Origin of the sequence: Candidatus Pantoea gossypiicola (assembly GCF_008632075.1) — a bacterium.
Taxonomy (GTDB): Bacteria; Pseudomonadota; Gammaproteobacteria; order Enterobacterales; family Enterobacteriaceae; genus Pantoea; species Pantoea gossypiicola.
Genome location: NZ_VWVM01000009.1, coordinates 160,507 through 174,524 on the forward strand (window position 1 = coordinate 160,507; position 14,018 = coordinate 174,524).

13 protein-coding genes and 1 other RNA gene are annotated in these 14,018 nt (G+C 55.8%); 4 read left to right on the forward strand and 10 right to left on the reverse strand.

From position 1 onward, the window contains the following. Positions 1–10: 10 nt before the first annotated feature. From gcvT to F3I20_RS13790, 5 genes are all read right to left on the reverse strand, one after another. Positions 11–1,108 (reverse strand): glycine cleavage system aminomethyltransferase GcvT, encoded by a 1,098-nt coding sequence (gene gcvT / locus F3I20_RS13770; RefSeq protein ID WP_150037807.1) that lies wholly within the window; start codon positions 1,106–1,108, stop codon positions 11–13. A 432-nt stretch (positions 1,109–1,540) separates the two neighbouring features. Next, a complete protein-coding gene (ubiI, locus tag F3I20_RS13775) occupies positions 1,541–2,743 on the reverse strand; it encodes an FAD-dependent 2-octaprenylphenol hydroxylase (protein WP_150037808.1) in 1,203 nt (400 codons plus the stop codon). 13 nt (positions 2,744–2,756) lie between these two features. Further along, on the reverse strand, positions 2,757–3,935 hold the full coding sequence (ubiH, locus tag F3I20_RS13780) for a 2-octaprenyl-6-methoxyphenyl hydroxylase (RefSeq protein WP_150037809.1): 1,179 nt from the start codon (positions 3,933–3,935) through the stop codon (positions 2,757–2,759). Then, positions 3,932–5,254 carry a Xaa-Pro aminopeptidase gene (pepP, locus tag F3I20_RS13785; RefSeq protein WP_150037810.1) on the reverse strand — a complete coding sequence of 441 codons (1,323 nt, stop codon included), beginning with the start codon at positions 5,252–5,254 and terminating at the stop codon, positions 3,932–3,934. The genes ubiH and pepP overlap by 4 nt, the downstream gene beginning before the upstream one ends. 46 nt (positions 5,255–5,300) lie before the next feature. Then, positions 5,301–5,879 (reverse strand): YecA/YgfB family protein, encoded by a 579-nt coding sequence (locus tag F3I20_RS13790; protein ID WP_033733679.1) that lies wholly within the window; start codon positions 5,877–5,879, stop codon positions 5,301–5,303. Positions 5,880–6,049: 170 nt separating this feature from the next. On the opposite strand from F3I20_RS13790, the gene zapA reads away from it, so the two are divergent. The 3 genes from zapA to F3I20_RS13805 all read left to right on the forward strand — a co-directional run bounded on the left by zapA (position 6,050) and on the right by F3I20_RS13805 (position 7,293). Continuing rightward, a complete protein-coding gene (gene zapA / locus F3I20_RS13795; protein ID WP_008925677.1) occupies positions 6,050–6,379 on the forward strand; it encodes a cell division protein ZapA in 330 nt (109 codons plus the stop codon). A gap of 44 nt (positions 6,380–6,423) precedes the next feature. Beyond that, positions 6,424–6,607, forward strand: a non-coding RNA gene (gene ssrS / locus F3I20_RS13800) — 6S RNA. A gap of 92 nt (positions 6,608–6,699) precedes the next feature. Beyond that, entirely contained in the window at positions 6,700–7,293 is a 594-nt protein-coding gene (locus tag F3I20_RS13805; RefSeq protein WP_150014230.1) for a 5-formyltetrahydrofolate cyclo-ligase, read from the forward strand. Positions 7,294–7,961: 668 nt separating this feature from the next. Here the strand turns inward: F3I20_RS13805 and serA are convergent. After that, complete coding sequence (serA, locus tag F3I20_RS13815) at positions 7,962–9,200, reverse strand: phosphoglycerate dehydrogenase (protein ID WP_033733680.1); 1,239 nt, start codon at positions 9,198–9,200, stop codon at positions 7,962–7,964. A gap of 279 nt (positions 9,201–9,479) precedes the next feature. Further along, positions 9,480–10,139, reverse strand: coding sequence for a ribose-5-phosphate isomerase RpiA (gene rpiA / locus F3I20_RS13820; RefSeq protein ID WP_013358954.1), 660 nt, complete (start codon positions 10,137–10,139; stop codon positions 9,480–9,482). 182 nt (positions 10,140–10,321) lie between these two features. Here rpiA and F3I20_RS13825 point away from each other — a divergent pair, with 182 nt between their 5' ends. Continuing rightward, on the forward strand, positions 10,322–11,227 hold the full coding sequence (locus F3I20_RS13825) for a LysR family transcriptional regulator ArgP (RefSeq protein ID WP_010248822.1): 906 nt from the start codon (positions 10,322–10,324) through the stop codon (positions 11,225–11,227). A gap of 32 nt (positions 11,228–11,259) precedes the next feature. Here the strand turns inward: F3I20_RS13825 and F3I20_RS13830 are convergent, their stop codons facing one another. From F3I20_RS13830 to mscS, 3 genes are all read right to left on the reverse strand, one after another. Continuing rightward, entirely contained in the window at positions 11,260–11,982 is a 723-nt protein-coding gene (locus tag F3I20_RS13830; RefSeq protein WP_150014177.1) for an oxidative stress defense protein, read from the reverse strand. A 144-nt stretch (positions 11,983–12,126) separates the two neighbouring features. Beyond that, on the reverse strand, positions 12,127–12,750 hold the full coding sequence (gene argO, locus F3I20_RS13835) for an arginine exporter ArgO (RefSeq protein WP_150038766.1): 624 nt from the start codon (positions 12,748–12,750) through the stop codon (positions 12,127–12,129). A 124-nt stretch (positions 12,751–12,874) separates the two neighbouring features. After that, the gene (mscS, locus tag F3I20_RS13840; RefSeq protein ID WP_150014181.1) at positions 12,875–13,762 is read right to left on the reverse strand and encodes a small-conductance mechanosensitive channel MscS; all 888 of its coding nucleotides are present in this window, start codon (positions 13,760–13,762) and stop codon (positions 12,875–12,877) included. Positions 13,763–14,018: the final 256 nt, after the last annotated feature.

Sequence of the window (14,018 nt, forward strand, 5' to 3'; positions counted from 1 at the left end):
TGAATAAAATTTACTGGGCGACCGGTTTACCGGCGCGGACAAAAACGGGACGGGTAACCTGAACCGGCATCTGGCGGTTACGAATCTCAACGATGGCAGTGCTGCCGACGGAGGCCGGAACACGCGCAAGGGCGATGCTGCAACCCAGCGTTGGTGAGAAAGAACCACTGGTAATGATGCCTTCCTGCAACTTCCCCTGGTCATCGGTGAAGCGTACCGGCTGGCCGTTACGCAGCACCCCTTTTTCTGTGAGGATCAGCCCCACCAGTTTTTCGGTGCCACGTTCACGCTGCAGTTCCAGCGCTTCCCGGCCGATGAAATCGCGATCGGCGGGTTCCCGGCAGACGGTCCAGCCCATGTTGGCGGCCAGCGGTGACACGCCTTCATCCATCTCCTGACCATAAAGATTCATACCCGCCTCCAGACGCAGCGTATCGCGTGCGCCAAGGCCAGCCGGTTTTACACCAGCGGCCAGCAGACGCTGCCAGAAATCGGCCGCTTCTTCAGCGGGCATCGCAATTTCATAGCCCGCTTCGCCGGTGTAGCCGGTCGTAGCGATAAACAGGTCACCAGACTGCACACCGAAAAACGGCTTCATGCCTGCGACGGCCTGACGCTGCTCTTCGCTGAAAAGGGTCTGTGCTTTCTGCTGCGCCTGCGGCCCCTGCACGGCAATCAGCGCCAGGTCATCACGTTCGGTGAGCGTAATGCCATAGCCCTCTGCGTGCTGGGTGATCCAGGCGAGGTCCTTTTCACGGGTGGCGGAGTTCACCACCAGCCTGAAGAACGTTTCGCTCATAAAGTAAACAATCAAATCATCAATGACGCCACCTGATGCATTCAGCATGCCGGTGTAGAGCGCTTTACCCGGCTGCGTCAGTTTTGCCACATCATTTGCCAGCAGGTAGCGCAGGAATTCGCGGGTACGCGGACCTGTCAGGTCAACAATGGTCATGTGAGAGACATCAAACATACCGGCGTCGGTGCGCACCAGATGATGTTCATCCATCTGGGAGCCATAGTGCAGCGGCATCATCCAGCCATGAAAATCCACCATGCGGGCACCGCAGGCCTGATGCTGTTCAAACAGAGGTGTTTGCTGAGTCATAACCATCCTGTGCAGAAGCGGTTGAGTGCAAAAGTGCGTCGGAATTCAGGGCCGACGCAAACGTTCTCTTACGGCTGACGTTACCACCGAATCTGACGATTAACCATAAGCAAACCGGGGTCGAAAGCAGATGCACAGCCTAACCAGAAACGACCTGCCACAGGATAAAAAACTGCAATTTTGTGATTAATCGCGCAATAAATGCAGGTCTTTTAAATATACGCAGCAAATTTATGCGGGATGGCATTCAGGATGTTAAAAAAATTCCGTACCCCGCCAGGAGATGAATGAGAAAAAGTAATGCGAATTCAGTCGCAAAATTAGAATAAATCAAACGAAGTTCCCTGATGGTGCAGCGTTGCCTTTTGGTAGTGCAGAAGCGTTCAGATATAAAAAAAGCCAGCAGACGCTGGCTTATCAGAAGGCACGGATTTAGCGTAGCCAGGCGGGCAAATCATTCAGGCCCATCGCCTGCTTCAGCATTACCGGTTTGACACCCGGCAGGCGATCCGCCAGCTTCAGGCCGACATCGCGCAGCAGTTTTTTCGCCGGATTGTTACCAGCGAACATTTCACGAAAGCCCTGCATTCCCGCCAGCATCATCGCGGCACTGTGCTTACGGCTGCGCTCGTAGCGACGCAGATAAAGGTGCTGACCAATGTCTTTTCCCTGCTGATGCAGACGGCGAATTTCACCAATCAGTTCGGCGGCATCCATAAAGCCAAGGTTAACGCCCTGACCCGCCAGTGGATGAATGGTGTGGGCCGCATCGCCCACCAGCGCCAGACGGTGTGCCGCAAAGTTGCGGGCATAGCGCGCCACCAGCGGGAACGACTTACGCTCGCTCTCCAGCTGGCACAGGCCGAGGCGCATATCAAACGCCACCGAGAGCTGCTGATTGAACAGCGCGTCTGGCATGGTTTCCAGACGACTCGCTTCCTGCGGCGAGAGCGACCAGACGATGGAGCTCAGATGGGGATCCTGCATCGGCAGGAAAGCCAGAATGCCGTCGCCGTGGAACACCTGGCGCGCCACCGCGTCGTGCGGCTTCTCAGTGCGGACGTTAGCCACTAACGCATGGTGCTCGTAATCCCAGAAGGTCAGCGGAATATCGGCTTTATTACGCAGCCAGGAGTTAGCCCCGTCAGCGGCAATCATCAATCGCGCGCTTAACATGCTGCCATCCTGCAGAGTAATAAAGGCTTCGTTGTCGCCAAATGCCACCTGCTGTAACTGCGAGGGTGCCATCAGCGTTACGTCACTACAGGCGCTGGCGCGTTGCCAGAGCGCGTGATGAATCACCGGGTTTTCGATGATATGGCCCAGATGCGACAGGCCCTGCTGCTGACCATCAAAGGCGATGGTACCGAAACTGTCCTTATCCCACACTTCCATGCCGTGATACGCGCGGCCGCGCAGCGAGAGAATGGTCGACCAGACATCCAGCTTCTGTAACAGCCGTTCGCTGGCAGCGTTGATGGCTGACACGCGAATGGACGGAGACGCACTCAGCGCCAGCGGTGGCTCCGGCGATTTTTCCAGCACGGCGATGCGCAGTCCGCTGCCCTGCAAGCCGCAGGCCACCGCCAGCCCCACCATACCGCCACCGGCAATCACCACATCAAAAGTTTGCATCTGAGCCTCTTTATTAACGCTTAACCCAGCCAAGCGTACGCTCAGCCAGTTGATTTCGTAGCCACGGCAGATGATCCATCGCCAGCAGACCCAGGTTGCGACCGGCCACCATCGGGCCATAGCGATTCGCAAAGACACGAACCAGCCCGTCGGTAATACCGATGGTCGCGGCGCGGTCGGGCTGACGACGCTGCTGGTAATGGTTCAGCACCGCATAGCTGCCGGGGTCCTGCTGCTGGCGATGGGCGGCGGCCAGAGTTTCAGCCAGCGACATCACATCCCGCAGGCCAAGATTGAAGCCCTGACCAGCAATCGGATGCAGCGTCTGCGCTGCATTGCCCACCACCGCCACGCGGTGGGTCACGGGCGAGATCGCCCGGTGGAGTGCCAGCGGGTAGTATTCACGCTGACCGGTGTGGGTGAATTTGCCCAGGCGCCAGCCAAAGGCTCGCTGCAAGTGGCTCAGGAATTCAGCCTCGCTCCACTCCTGAATCCTTTGACGCTCCGACAGCGGATGACACCAGACCAGCGACAGACGGTTGCCAGACATCGGCAGCAACGCCAGCGGGCCATGTTCGGTGAAACGTTCGAACGCGCGGCCATGATGAGGCAACGCAGTGGTGACATTGGCAATCACAGCGAGCTGCTGATAGTCGTCCCGTTGCCACTGAATACCGCATGAGGCGGCCAGCGCAGAGCGCGTACCATCCGCCGTCACCAGCAGTTTGCCGCTGAGTTGCTCGCCACTGTCCAGCGATACCTCTACCTGCTGCTCGCTGCGTTGGGCATGCGTGACGCGCGCCGGACAGCGCAGCGTCACGCCTGGCGCTTTTTTCAGTTCAGCAAACAGCCGCTGACCGACGTCAAACAGTTCGACCACCTGTCCCAGCGCCGGAATCGCGTAATCCGCCGCTGCCAGCGATACAAAGCCAGCGTGCCCGCGGTCGGAAACATGGATGTCGGTAATCGGGGTGGCACAGCTGGCGATGCGCTGCCACAGATTGATGTCCGCCAGCTGCTGGCAGGTGCCGGCAGAGAGCGCAATCGCGCGGCCATCGAAACCGGGATGCGCCCGACTGCCCGGCTCACTGCTTTCAATCAGCGTCACCGGCAGTGTGCCCTGGGTAAGATGGGAGATCGCCAGCGCCAGCGTCGCCCCGGTCATGCCGCCTCCGGCAATCAGAATCGTCATGCCTGTTTTGCCGCCGCCATCAATGCTTCAATCTCATCGGCCTCTTTTACGACGCTGTCAGTGAGATTTTCAATGCCATTTTCAGTGATCACAATGTCATCTTCGATTCGGATACCGATGCCGCGATACTGTGCGGGCACGTCTGCATCCGGCCCGATATAGAGACCTGGCTCGACGGTTAACACCATGCCCGGCTCCAGAATCCGGTCGCGGCTGGGAGTCCCATAGTGACCGACATCGTGCACATCCAGCCCCAGCCAGTGCCCCAGGCCATGCATGTAAAACTGGCGATGCGCTTCTTCAGCGATCAGGGTATCAACGTCGCCTTCAAGAATGCCCAGCTCAACCAGACCGGTAATCATGATGCGCACCACTTCATCATTCACTTCACGAATGCTGACGCCAGGGCGGAACAGCTCAAGCGATCGCTTCAGCGAAGCCAGCACGATGTCGTAAATCGCGCGCTGCGCCGGGCTGAATTTGCCGTTAACCGGGAAGGTGCGAGTGATATCGCCCGCATAGCCGTAGAATTCACAGCCTGCATCGATCAGGACCAGATCGCCATCGTGCATTTCACTTTCGTTTTCGGTGTAGTGCAGAATGCAGCCGTTCTCACCGGCACCCACGATGGTGTTGTAGGAGGGATAACGCGCGCCGTGGCGGGTGAATTCGTGATGAATTTCCCCTTCAAGCTGGTACTCAAACATGCCGGGCTGACAGAATTGCATGGCACGGGTATGCGCCAGTGCGCTGATTTCCCCGGCGCGACGTAACAGCGCAATCTCCTCTGCATCTTTGAACAGGCGCATCTCATGCACCCACGGTCGCCAGTCAGTGACGGTAGCGGGCGCACTGAGATTCTGACGGAAACCGCGACGCAGCTTGCCCAGCGCGCTGAACACCAGCGTATCCGCCTCGGCATATTCGCCCTGCGCATGGTAAATGACATCAAGGCCATTCAGCAGCAGGTGGAGTTGTTCACCGATATCACTCCAGGGTAAGGCACGATCGACGCCCAGTTTTTCGGGAGCCGCCTCCTGGCCCAGCCGACGGCCAGACCAGACTTCTGCTGCCGGGTCACGCACGCGGTTAAACAGCACGCTGTGATTATGATTTTCGTCGCTTTTAATCAGCACTAACAGCGCCTGCGGCTCGTTAAAGCCGGTGAAATAGCTGAAGTCGCTGCTCTGGCGGAACGGGTATTCCGTGTCATTACTGCGCGTCACTTCGGGCGCAGCAAAAATCAGCGCTGCGCTGCCAGGCACCATCTTTGCCAGCAGCGCCTGACGACGCTGCAGGTATCGTTCCAGTGAAATCATCTCTGCACTCCCTGTAAACTGACCGGTTAAACGCGTTGACCTGAAATTAGTGTAGCGTCGGTTTTTGCACTTCTGGCGCGGTGGGCTGGGGACGGGTAAACGTATCGTGGCACAGCAGTGCGGCGACACGTACATACTCAATCACCTCTTCCAGCGACTGCTCCAGCTCTTCCTGGTCTTCATCTTCTTCGTAACCAAGCTGGGCGATAGTGCGCAAATCATCGATTGCTTCGCCGGTTTCGCCGGTGACCTTATCCAGTTTAGGCTGTGTTACGCCCAGGCCGAGCAGAAAATGGTTAACCCAGCCAGCCAGTGCATCTGCGCGGTCAAATACCGTGATGTCATCGTCAGCAGGCAGCATCAGCTGAAACAGAAAGCCGTCATCTTCCAGCGTGGTCGCCGTGTGCTCATGCAGCGCCGCCAGCGGCACGGCAAGAGTGTGTGAAAACGCCATGCCTTCGTTAGCCAGGTCGTGTACCAGCGTCTTCCAGCTGGTGTCCTGATTACCGCCACAGAGGATCCCGCTCAGCAGGCCGTGCATTTCTGCGGGCGTCATGCCAACACCCTGCTGGGAGAGCACTGCCGCGAGCGCGTTGTAATCGGGGGTTGCGTTCTGTAAGGACATAAGTTTTCATCGTCGTTGGCAGAATAAGTTCGTGTTATGCTACCACTAGCTGCCTCAAGGTTTCCAGAAAAGGGGTTGTATCTTATTTCGTGGGTCTATATAGTTGCCCGCCTCCCAAGCCATTGACTGCTAAGGGAGTTGCGAGCGAAGTAATCAGTCAGGAAGGTGGCATGTCTGCACAACCGGTAGATTTACAAATTTTTGGTCGTTCGTTGAGAGTGAATTGTCCGCCAGAGCAGCAAGATGCGCTCAATAGCGCGGCTGAAGATCTCAATCAACGGTTGCAAGATCTAAAAGTTCGCACTAGAGTCACAAATACAGAACAACTGGTGTTCATCGCCGCGTTAAACGTCTGCCACGAACTGGCGCAAGAGAAAGTGAAAACGCGCGATTATGCTGCTAATATGGAACAGCGTATCCGTATGTTGCAGCAGACGATAGAACAGGCACTGGTTGAGCAAGGTCGCATCTCTGAGCGTGAAGGTGCGAAGTTCGAATAAAACTTCATGGTTGCTACCATTCAGTACGGCAACGGTGAGGTAAATTTTCTCTGAGATGTTTGCAAGTGGGCCAGTCCCCTGAGCCGATATTTCGAAAAAACAGAATGTGACGCTCTGTAACCTGTGTGCATGCTCGGTTCGTCCGAGAAGCCTGATGGTTATGACGGCATGTTCACCTTGAACCAAGGGTTCAAGGGTTACAGCCTACGGCGGCATCTCGGAGATCTCCCTTTCTGCAGTCCTGCTTTTTTCCCCAGATCGACATGTTATAGTCGCTGCACAGCGGCTTATCCGGCGGGGAAATCATGTCTGAACCTTCCATGTCATCACCTTCAATGTTGCAGCGTCAGGAAATTCGTCAGCAGGTGCGCCATCTGCGTCGTGCAATGACGGATGATCAGCAGGCTAAGGCGGCCGAACAGCTCGCTGATCTCGCCCTTAACTACGCCCCCCTCTCAGCCGCACGCAATATTGCCCTGTTTTTATCCGTTGATGGTGAGCTGAATACCCGTCCGCTGATTGCCCGGCTCTGGCATCTGAAGAAAGCCGTCTATCTGCCGGTTTTACACCCCTTCTCCCCCGGTAATTTACTGTTTCTGCGCTACTCGCCCGATACGCCACTGCTTCCGAATAAACTGCGCATTCCCGAACCGCCGCTCGATATCCGGCAGTTGATCACCCTTGATCAATTGGATCTGATGATGGTGCCGCTGGTGGCCTTTGATCAGCATGGGCAACGGCTGGGGATGGGCGGCGGCTTCTATGACCGCACGCTGCAGAACTGGCGGCAGCACGGTTTTTTGCCCGTCGGTCTGGCACACGATTGTCAGCAGGTGGATAGCCTGCCGGTTGCAGAATGGGATGTGCCGTTGCCAGCGGTGATGACGCCGTCAAAGCTCTGGCAGTGGGAGTAGAATTGTTAAGAAACGTGCGCAGTGAAGCGCCTGAGATGACTGGCAATTCTGTCCTGTCAGCGGTGAGATCGAGCCAGCGCAGGAAACACGGTCAGATTGAAAAGACGCTAAGGCCAGCCCGTGACATGCTCGGCCCGCGCGATTACGCACCTCATCCCTGAGGTGCGCCCGTTGCCGGGCCAACGCGTGGCGTTGTTCAAAAACGCTCCCGGCGTTTTTAGTACGCACCTCATCCCTGAGGTGCGCCCATAAACGGGCCAACGCGTGGCGTTGTTCAAAAACGCTCCCGGCGTTTTTAGTACGCACCTCATCCCTGAGGCGCGCCCATAAACGGGCCAACGCGTGGCGTTGTTCAAAAACGCTCCCGGCGTTTTTAGTACGCACCTCATCCCTGAGGTGCGCCCGTAAACGGGCCAACGCGTGGCATTGTTCAAAAACGCTCCCGGCGTTTTTAGTACGCACCTCATCCCTGAGGTGCACCCGTAAACGGGCCAACGCGTGGCGTTGTTCAAAAACGCTCCCGGCGTTTTTTTCCGGGCGGCGGGACGCTTTCCTCTTCTGATCGTGTTCCCAGCGTATTGAATTAATGTGTTGCGGTCAGATTTATCAGATTCAGGTTTCTCAATAGCCTGTAGCGTCACTAAACGCTACAGGCTGTAAAAATCCCCTTAGTAAAGCAGACGCGCGCGGATAGTACCCGGAATCGCCTTCATCAGCTGCAGCGCGTTCTCTGCCACTTCCGGCTCTGCATCAATGTCGATAACCACATATCCCATAAACGGCGAGGTTTGCAGATACTGCGCGGCGATGTTGATGCCCTGCTCTGCAAAGATCTGGTTGATGGCCGTCAGCACGCCGGGACGGTTTTCATGGATGTGCAGCAGGCGACTGGCGCTGATACCGTGAATCGGCAGAGATACTTCCGGGAAGTTAACAGCCGAGAGAGTCGAGCCGTTATCGGAGTATTTCGCCAGCTTGCCCGCGACTTCAATCCCGATGTTCTCCTGCGCTTCTTCTGTCGATCCGCCAATGTGCGGTGTCAGGATCACGTTGTCGAACTCACTCAATGGAGAGATAAACGGCTCGCTGTTTGTGGCCGGCTCGGTCGGGAAGACGTCGATGGCTGCACCACCCACATGCTTGCTGGCCAGGGCATCACACAGCGCCGGTATATCCACGACGGTGCCGCGTGAGGCGTTAATCAGCAGCGCACCGGGTTTCATCTGCGCCAGCTGCTCTGCACCAATCATATCCTGCGTAGAGGCGGTTTCCGGCACGTGCAGGCTGACAACGTCGCTCATGTTGAGCAAATCCGCCAGATGGCGTACCTGCGTGGCATTACCCAGCGGCAGCTTGTTTTCAATGTCATAGAAGAAAACATGCATGCCCAGACTTTCTGCCAGCACGCCCAGCTGCATACCGATATGGCCGTAACCGATGATTCCCAGCTTTTTGCCACGCGCTTCAAATGAGCCTTTGGCAATCTTATTCCAGATGCCACGGTGTGCTTTTGCGTTTGCTTCCGGGATGCCACGCAGCATCAGCAGCATCTCACCAATGACCAGCTCCGCCACCGAGCGGGTATTCGAGAAAGGCGCATTGAACACCGGGATACCCCGGCTCGCTGCCGCTTGCAGATCAACCTGGTTAGTGCCGATACAGAAACAGCCCACGGCGACCAGCTTTTCAGCCGCCGCAAAAATCTCTTCAGTAAGCTGGGAGCGGGAACGGATACCAATGAAGTGCGCATCGCGGATGGATGCTTTTAACGCGTCGGAGTCCAGTGCGCCCTTGTGGAATTCGATGTTGGTATAGCCTGCAGCCCGCAGGTTTTCCAGCGCGCTCTGATGGACACCTTCCACCAGCAGGAACTTAATCTTATCTTTTTCCAGTGATACCTTTGCCATTTCCCGATCCTATTCAGCATTCAATGAGGACTACCATAAGCCAGCCTTCTGTCAAAATATCAAAAAAATCGCGTCCGGCAATACAAACGATTGCCCGCCAGCCAGCATGGCAATGGCTGGCAACAGCACATTGCCGGACAAAATCATGAGGTCAGCGATGAAGAGAGAACGAACCTACTGTCGATGACGGTTATGTGACATAAGTCACCAAATTTCACCGACGTGAGAAAAGATGATTTGCAGGCAGAAATAACCGGCGCCTTTACAGCGCCAGACAGATCATTTTTTAATGGTTTTCACGCCATCAGGACCGCCGATCAAGGCGATATCGGCACCGCGTGCGGCAAAAAGGCCAACGGTAACGACGCCAGGTAAGGCATTGATAGTTTTTTCCAGCTCAATCGGATCGAGAATGCGCAGATTATGCACATCGAGGATAATGTTACCGTTATCGGTCACCACGTTCTGACGATACTCAGGTAAGCCGCCCATTTTCACCAGCTGACGTGCCACGTAACTGCGCGCCATCGGAATGACTTCGACCGGCAGCGGGAAACGCCCCAGTACATCGACCTCTTTTGAGGCGTCTGCGATGCAGATAAAGGTCTCGGCCACCGCGGCCACGATCTTTTCACGCGTCAGCGCTGCGCCGCCGCCTTTGATCATTTGCATCTGTGGGTTGATCTCATCCGCGCCATCAACGTAAACCGACAGCAGGTCAATCTCGTTCAGATCAAACACCTGAATGCCCAGGCTTTTCAGTTTCTGGGTAGAGGCGTCGGAGCTGGAGACAGCACCTTCGATCTGATGCCTGACCGTGGCCAGCGCATCAATAAAGTGGGCAGCGGTGGATCCGGTGCCTACACCAACAACGGTGCCCGGCTGCACATAGTCAAGTGCAGCCCAGCCAACGGCTTTTTTCAGTTCATCCTGGGTCATGGTATGTTTAAAACCTGTGCGACAACGAAGTGCGCGTAGTATAAAACAAGGCTTGCTGAAAATGCTCGGCTGTCCGACGTGGATTTATCGCTTTGGAAGCCAGCCCACAAAAAACAAGAGAGCCATCACAGGTGACACTTTTGTGGCATAGTGACGTCCACCCTGAAGGAGAGAGAAGAAGAATGAAACGCCCGGATTATCGAACGCTTCAGGCGCTGGATTCAGTGATCCGCGAACGCGGCTTTGAGCGTGCCGCACAAAAGTTGTGTATCACCCAGTCGGCGGTTTCACAGCGTATCAAGCAGCTGGAGAACCTGTTTGGTCAGCCGCTGCTGGTGCGCACCGTGCCACCGCGTCCGACCGAACAGGGACAAAAACTGCTGGCGTTGCTGCATCAGGTAGAATTGCTGGAAGAGGAGTGGCTGGGCGATGAGAACAGTGGCACCACGCCGCTGCTGCTGTCGCTGGCGGTCAATGCCGATAGTCTTGCGACCTGGCTGCTGCCCGCACTGAAAGATGTACTGGCGGATTCACCTGTGCGTCTGAATCTGCAGGTCGAAGATGAAACCCGCACTCAGGAGCGTCTGCGTCGGGGTGAAGTGGTGGGTGCGGTGAGTATTCAGCCGCAGCCGCTGCCAAGTTGCCTGGTGGATCAGCTCGGTGCGCTCGACTATCTGTTTGTGGCATCACGCGACTTTGCCGATCGCTTCTTTCCAAACGGCGTCACCCGATCTGCTCTGCTGAAAGCGCCTGCGGTAGCGTTTGACCATCTTGATGATATGCATCAGGCCTTCCTGCAGCAGAACTTTGATCTTTCACCGGGCAGCGTGCCCTGTCACATTGTGAACTCCTCTGAAGCCTTTGTGCAGATGGCTCGGCAGGGTTCAACCTGCTGTATGATCCCACATCTTCAGATTGAGCGTGAGCTGGCAAGCGGTGAGTTAATCGATTTGACGCCGGGTCTGTGTCAGCGGCGGATGCTCTACTGGCATCGGTTTGCGCCGGAAAGCCGGTTAATGCGTCGGGTGACCGATGCGCTGATTGCGCATGGACATCGGGTGCTGCGGCAGGATGACGTGGCAGCCTGAAAACAAAAACGGGGCGAAAGCCCCGTTTTGCATTATGGCGTGTTGGGCTTGAGCTCAAACACCACATCGACCTGATCGTCAAAGTTAATGCTCTGCTGATCGTAGGTTTCCTGCGCCGAAGTATCTGCCGCCGCCGCCGCTTTATACATGCGGTTCATTGGCATCGGCTGATAGTTGGCAACCTGATAACGAATGCTGTAGATGGATCCCAGCTTCGCGTTGAAGCCTTCAGCCAGCTGTGATGCCTGCTGAGTCGCGTTTTTAATCGCGGCTTTGCGCGCCTGCTCTTTGTAGCTTTCCGGGTTTGCCACGCCTAACTCGACGCTGCGCACCTCATTCAGACCGGACTTCAGCGCCCCGTCCAGCAGATCGTTCAGCTTGTCCAGCTGACGCAGGGTGACCTGCACCTGACGCACCGCGCGGTAGCCTTTCAGTACCGATTTACCCTCTTTGGTGTAATCGTACTCAGGCTGTGTGCTCAGGTTAGCTGCATCGATATCTTTCTTCTCAATGCCGTTTTTTTGCAGAAAATCGAAATATTGCGCAACCCGGCTATCCGCCTGCTTTTTCGCATCTGCGGCATCTTTTGACGAGACGTTCACCACGATAGAGAGCGTGGCGATATCGGGACGGGCATCGACCGTTGCCTTGCCAGAGGTCACCACGTGCGGTCCGTTTGGTAACTCATCAGCGTATACGCCAGGCAATGCCCCGGCGCTCATGATTGCGGCCAGAGCCAATGCTTTCAGTTTCATGAAAGTCCTCCTTGAAAAGGTCACTATGACGGCTTCTAACCGGCGAAGCCCAACAGCGCATCGGTATGCGCCATGCTTTGAGTGGTCATTATGGCAAAAGTTCGCCCGCGGCGCGGCAATTACCGGCACGGATCGCAGCCGTGATCAAAAACCGGCCATGCCCTGGCGTGCCAGTTGCAGGGCGATAAACCACATTACCGCGCCTACCAGCAGGTTAATGATGCGCTGAGCTTTCGCGGTATGCAGGCGTGGTGAGAGCCACGCGGCCAACAGAGCCAGGCCGAAGAACCACAGGATTGACGCACTGACGGTGCCCAGCGCGAACCACTGACGCGCCGTGGTGGTCGGCAACTGACCGCCAAGACTGCCCAGCACCACAAAGGTGTCGAGGTAGACGTGCGGATTGAGCCAGGTCACCGCCAGCAGCGTCGCGATGATGCGCCCCCTGCTCTGCTTTAACGGCGCACCATCCGTCAGATCGGCCTCACCGCGAAAAGCACTGCGCAACGCGCCCCAGCCATACCACAGCAGAAAAGCCACGCCCGCCCAGGTGATGACCATCAGTAGCAGCGGAGACTGGCTCAGCAAGGCGCTGCCGCCAAAGATACCGCCGCATATCAGCAGAATGTCGCTCAGCGAGCAGAGTGCCGCCGTCATCAGATGGTATTGACGTTTTACGCCCTGATTCATTACAAATGCGTTTTGCGGACCCAGCGGCAGAATCAGCGCGGCACCCAAGGCCAGTCCCTGAAAGTAGAGTGATATCATAGAATTACGTCCTCACATCGTCAGATGCGAAGAAGTATAAAGAGATGAGATGATTAGAGGAAATTTAAAGAATTAATCTGCTATTAGCAAAATTAATGGGCGACAGGCGTCGCCCATTAACCGATTACTGCGCCTGCGACTGAGTTTCGGACGCGGTTGCCTCTGACGGTCTGACACGGTGCAGATGCACATCCATCTGCGGATAAGGAATACCAATTCCTTTGCCATCCAGCGCACGCTTGAAGTTCTTCAGCAGGTCCCAGTAAACGTCCTGCAGATCGCCGCTGTTGCTCCAGCAGCGCACCACAAAGTTCATGGAGGAAGCGGCCAGCTCGTTCAGACCAACCTGCACGCCTTTATCCTGCAATACACGGTTGTCAGCGTCGACCACTTCACGCAGCAGTGTCAGAACCTCATCAACATCAGCATCGTAAGAGACGCCAATGATAAATTCATTACGGCGAACCGGCTCACGCGAGAAGTTAACGATGTTTCCGGCAAGAATTTTACCGTTAGGCACCACCACTCGCTTGCCGTCGGCTGACTTAAGCGTCGTGGAGAAGATCTGCACGTTCATTACCGTACCCATGATCCCCCCCAGATCAACGAACTCACCGGCACGGAAGTGACGGAAAATCACCAGCAGTACGCCGGCAGCAAGGTTTGACAGAGAATCTTTTAGTGCCAGACCGACAGCCAGACCCGCTGCACCAAGGATGGCGATGACCGAGGTTGTCTGTACACCAATGCGTCCGAGCGCCGCGATAAGCGTGAAGGCGATAATACCGTAGCGCACCAGCGCCGACAGAAAATCAGCAACGGTCGTATCAATATGACGCGCGCGCAGCAGACGATTAACGGTATTAGAGATGATGCGTGCAATCATCATCCCCACAAAGATAATCGCAATAGCTGCGACGATGTTTACCGCATAGCTAATCAGCAGCTCCTGGTTGCGTACTATCCAGTTACCCGCGTTGTTGAGCTCATCAAACATACCCGTATCCTGCATGGAACCATCCTGTAATTTAATTACCCGGGGAAATAACAACACATTGTCAGAACCGCTCTGACAATCCCTGACAAAAGGGTAAACAATAATTGGCGGTGTGCCAAACCTGCATGACTTTTGACATAAATCTGACTAGTCCTGGCATAGGTTGACACGTTATGCCGTTAAAACGCCTGATGCACTGCATCAGGCGTTTTGTATTTCAGCGACAGATGTGGCCGCTGACTGTTATAGATTTCTACTGACTCTGCCACCA

Bases quoted from the DNA above. Each gene is read 5' to 3' on its own strand.
- rpiA (WP_013358954.1), bottom strand. From the start codon at position 10,139: ATGACCCAGGATGAACTGAAAAAAGCCGTTGGCTGGGCTGCACTTGAC.
- F3I20_RS13825 (WP_010248822.1), top strand. From the start codon at position 10,322: ATGAAACGCCCGGATTATCGAACGCTTCAGGCGCTGGATTCAGTGATC.
- pepP (WP_150037810.1), bottom strand. From the start codon at position 5,254: ATGATTTCACTGGAACGATACCTGCAGCGTCGTCAGGCGCTGCTGGCA.
- argO (WP_150038766.1), bottom strand. From the start codon at position 12,750: ATGATATCACTCTACTTTCAGGGACTGGCCTTGGGTGCCGCGCTGATT.
- F3I20_RS13830 (WP_150014177.1), bottom strand. From the start codon at position 11,982: ATGAAACTGAAAGCATTGGCTCTGGCCGCAATCATGAGCGCCGGGGCA.
- ubiI (WP_150037808.1), bottom strand. From the start codon at position 2,743: ATGCAAACTTTTGATGTGGTGATTGCCGGTGGCGGTATGGTGGGGCTG.
- zapA (WP_008925677.1), top strand. From the start codon at position 6,050: ATGTCTGCACAACCGGTAGATTTACAAATTTTTGGTCGTTCGTTGAGA.
- serA (WP_033733680.1), bottom strand. From the start codon at position 9,200: ATGGCAAAGGTATCACTGGAAAAAGATAAGATTAAGTTCCTGCTGGTG.
- mscS (WP_150014181.1), bottom strand. From the start codon at position 13,762: ATGCAGGATACGGGTATGTTTGATGAGCTCAACAACGCGGGTAACTGG.
- ubiH (WP_150037809.1), bottom strand. From the start codon at position 3,935: ATGACGATTCTGATTGCCGGAGGCGGCATGACCGGGGCGACGCTGGCG.
- F3I20_RS13790 (WP_033733679.1), bottom strand. From the start codon at position 5,879: ATGTCCTTACAGAACGCAACCCCCGATTACAACGCGCTCGCGGCAGTG.
- gcvT (WP_150037807.1), bottom strand. From the start codon at position 1,108: ATGACTCAGCAAACACCTCTGTTTGAACAGCATCAGGCCTGCGGTGCC.
- F3I20_RS13805 (WP_150014230.1), top strand. From the start codon at position 6,700: ATGTCATCACCTTCAATGTTGCAGCGTCAGGAAATTCGTCAGCAGGTG.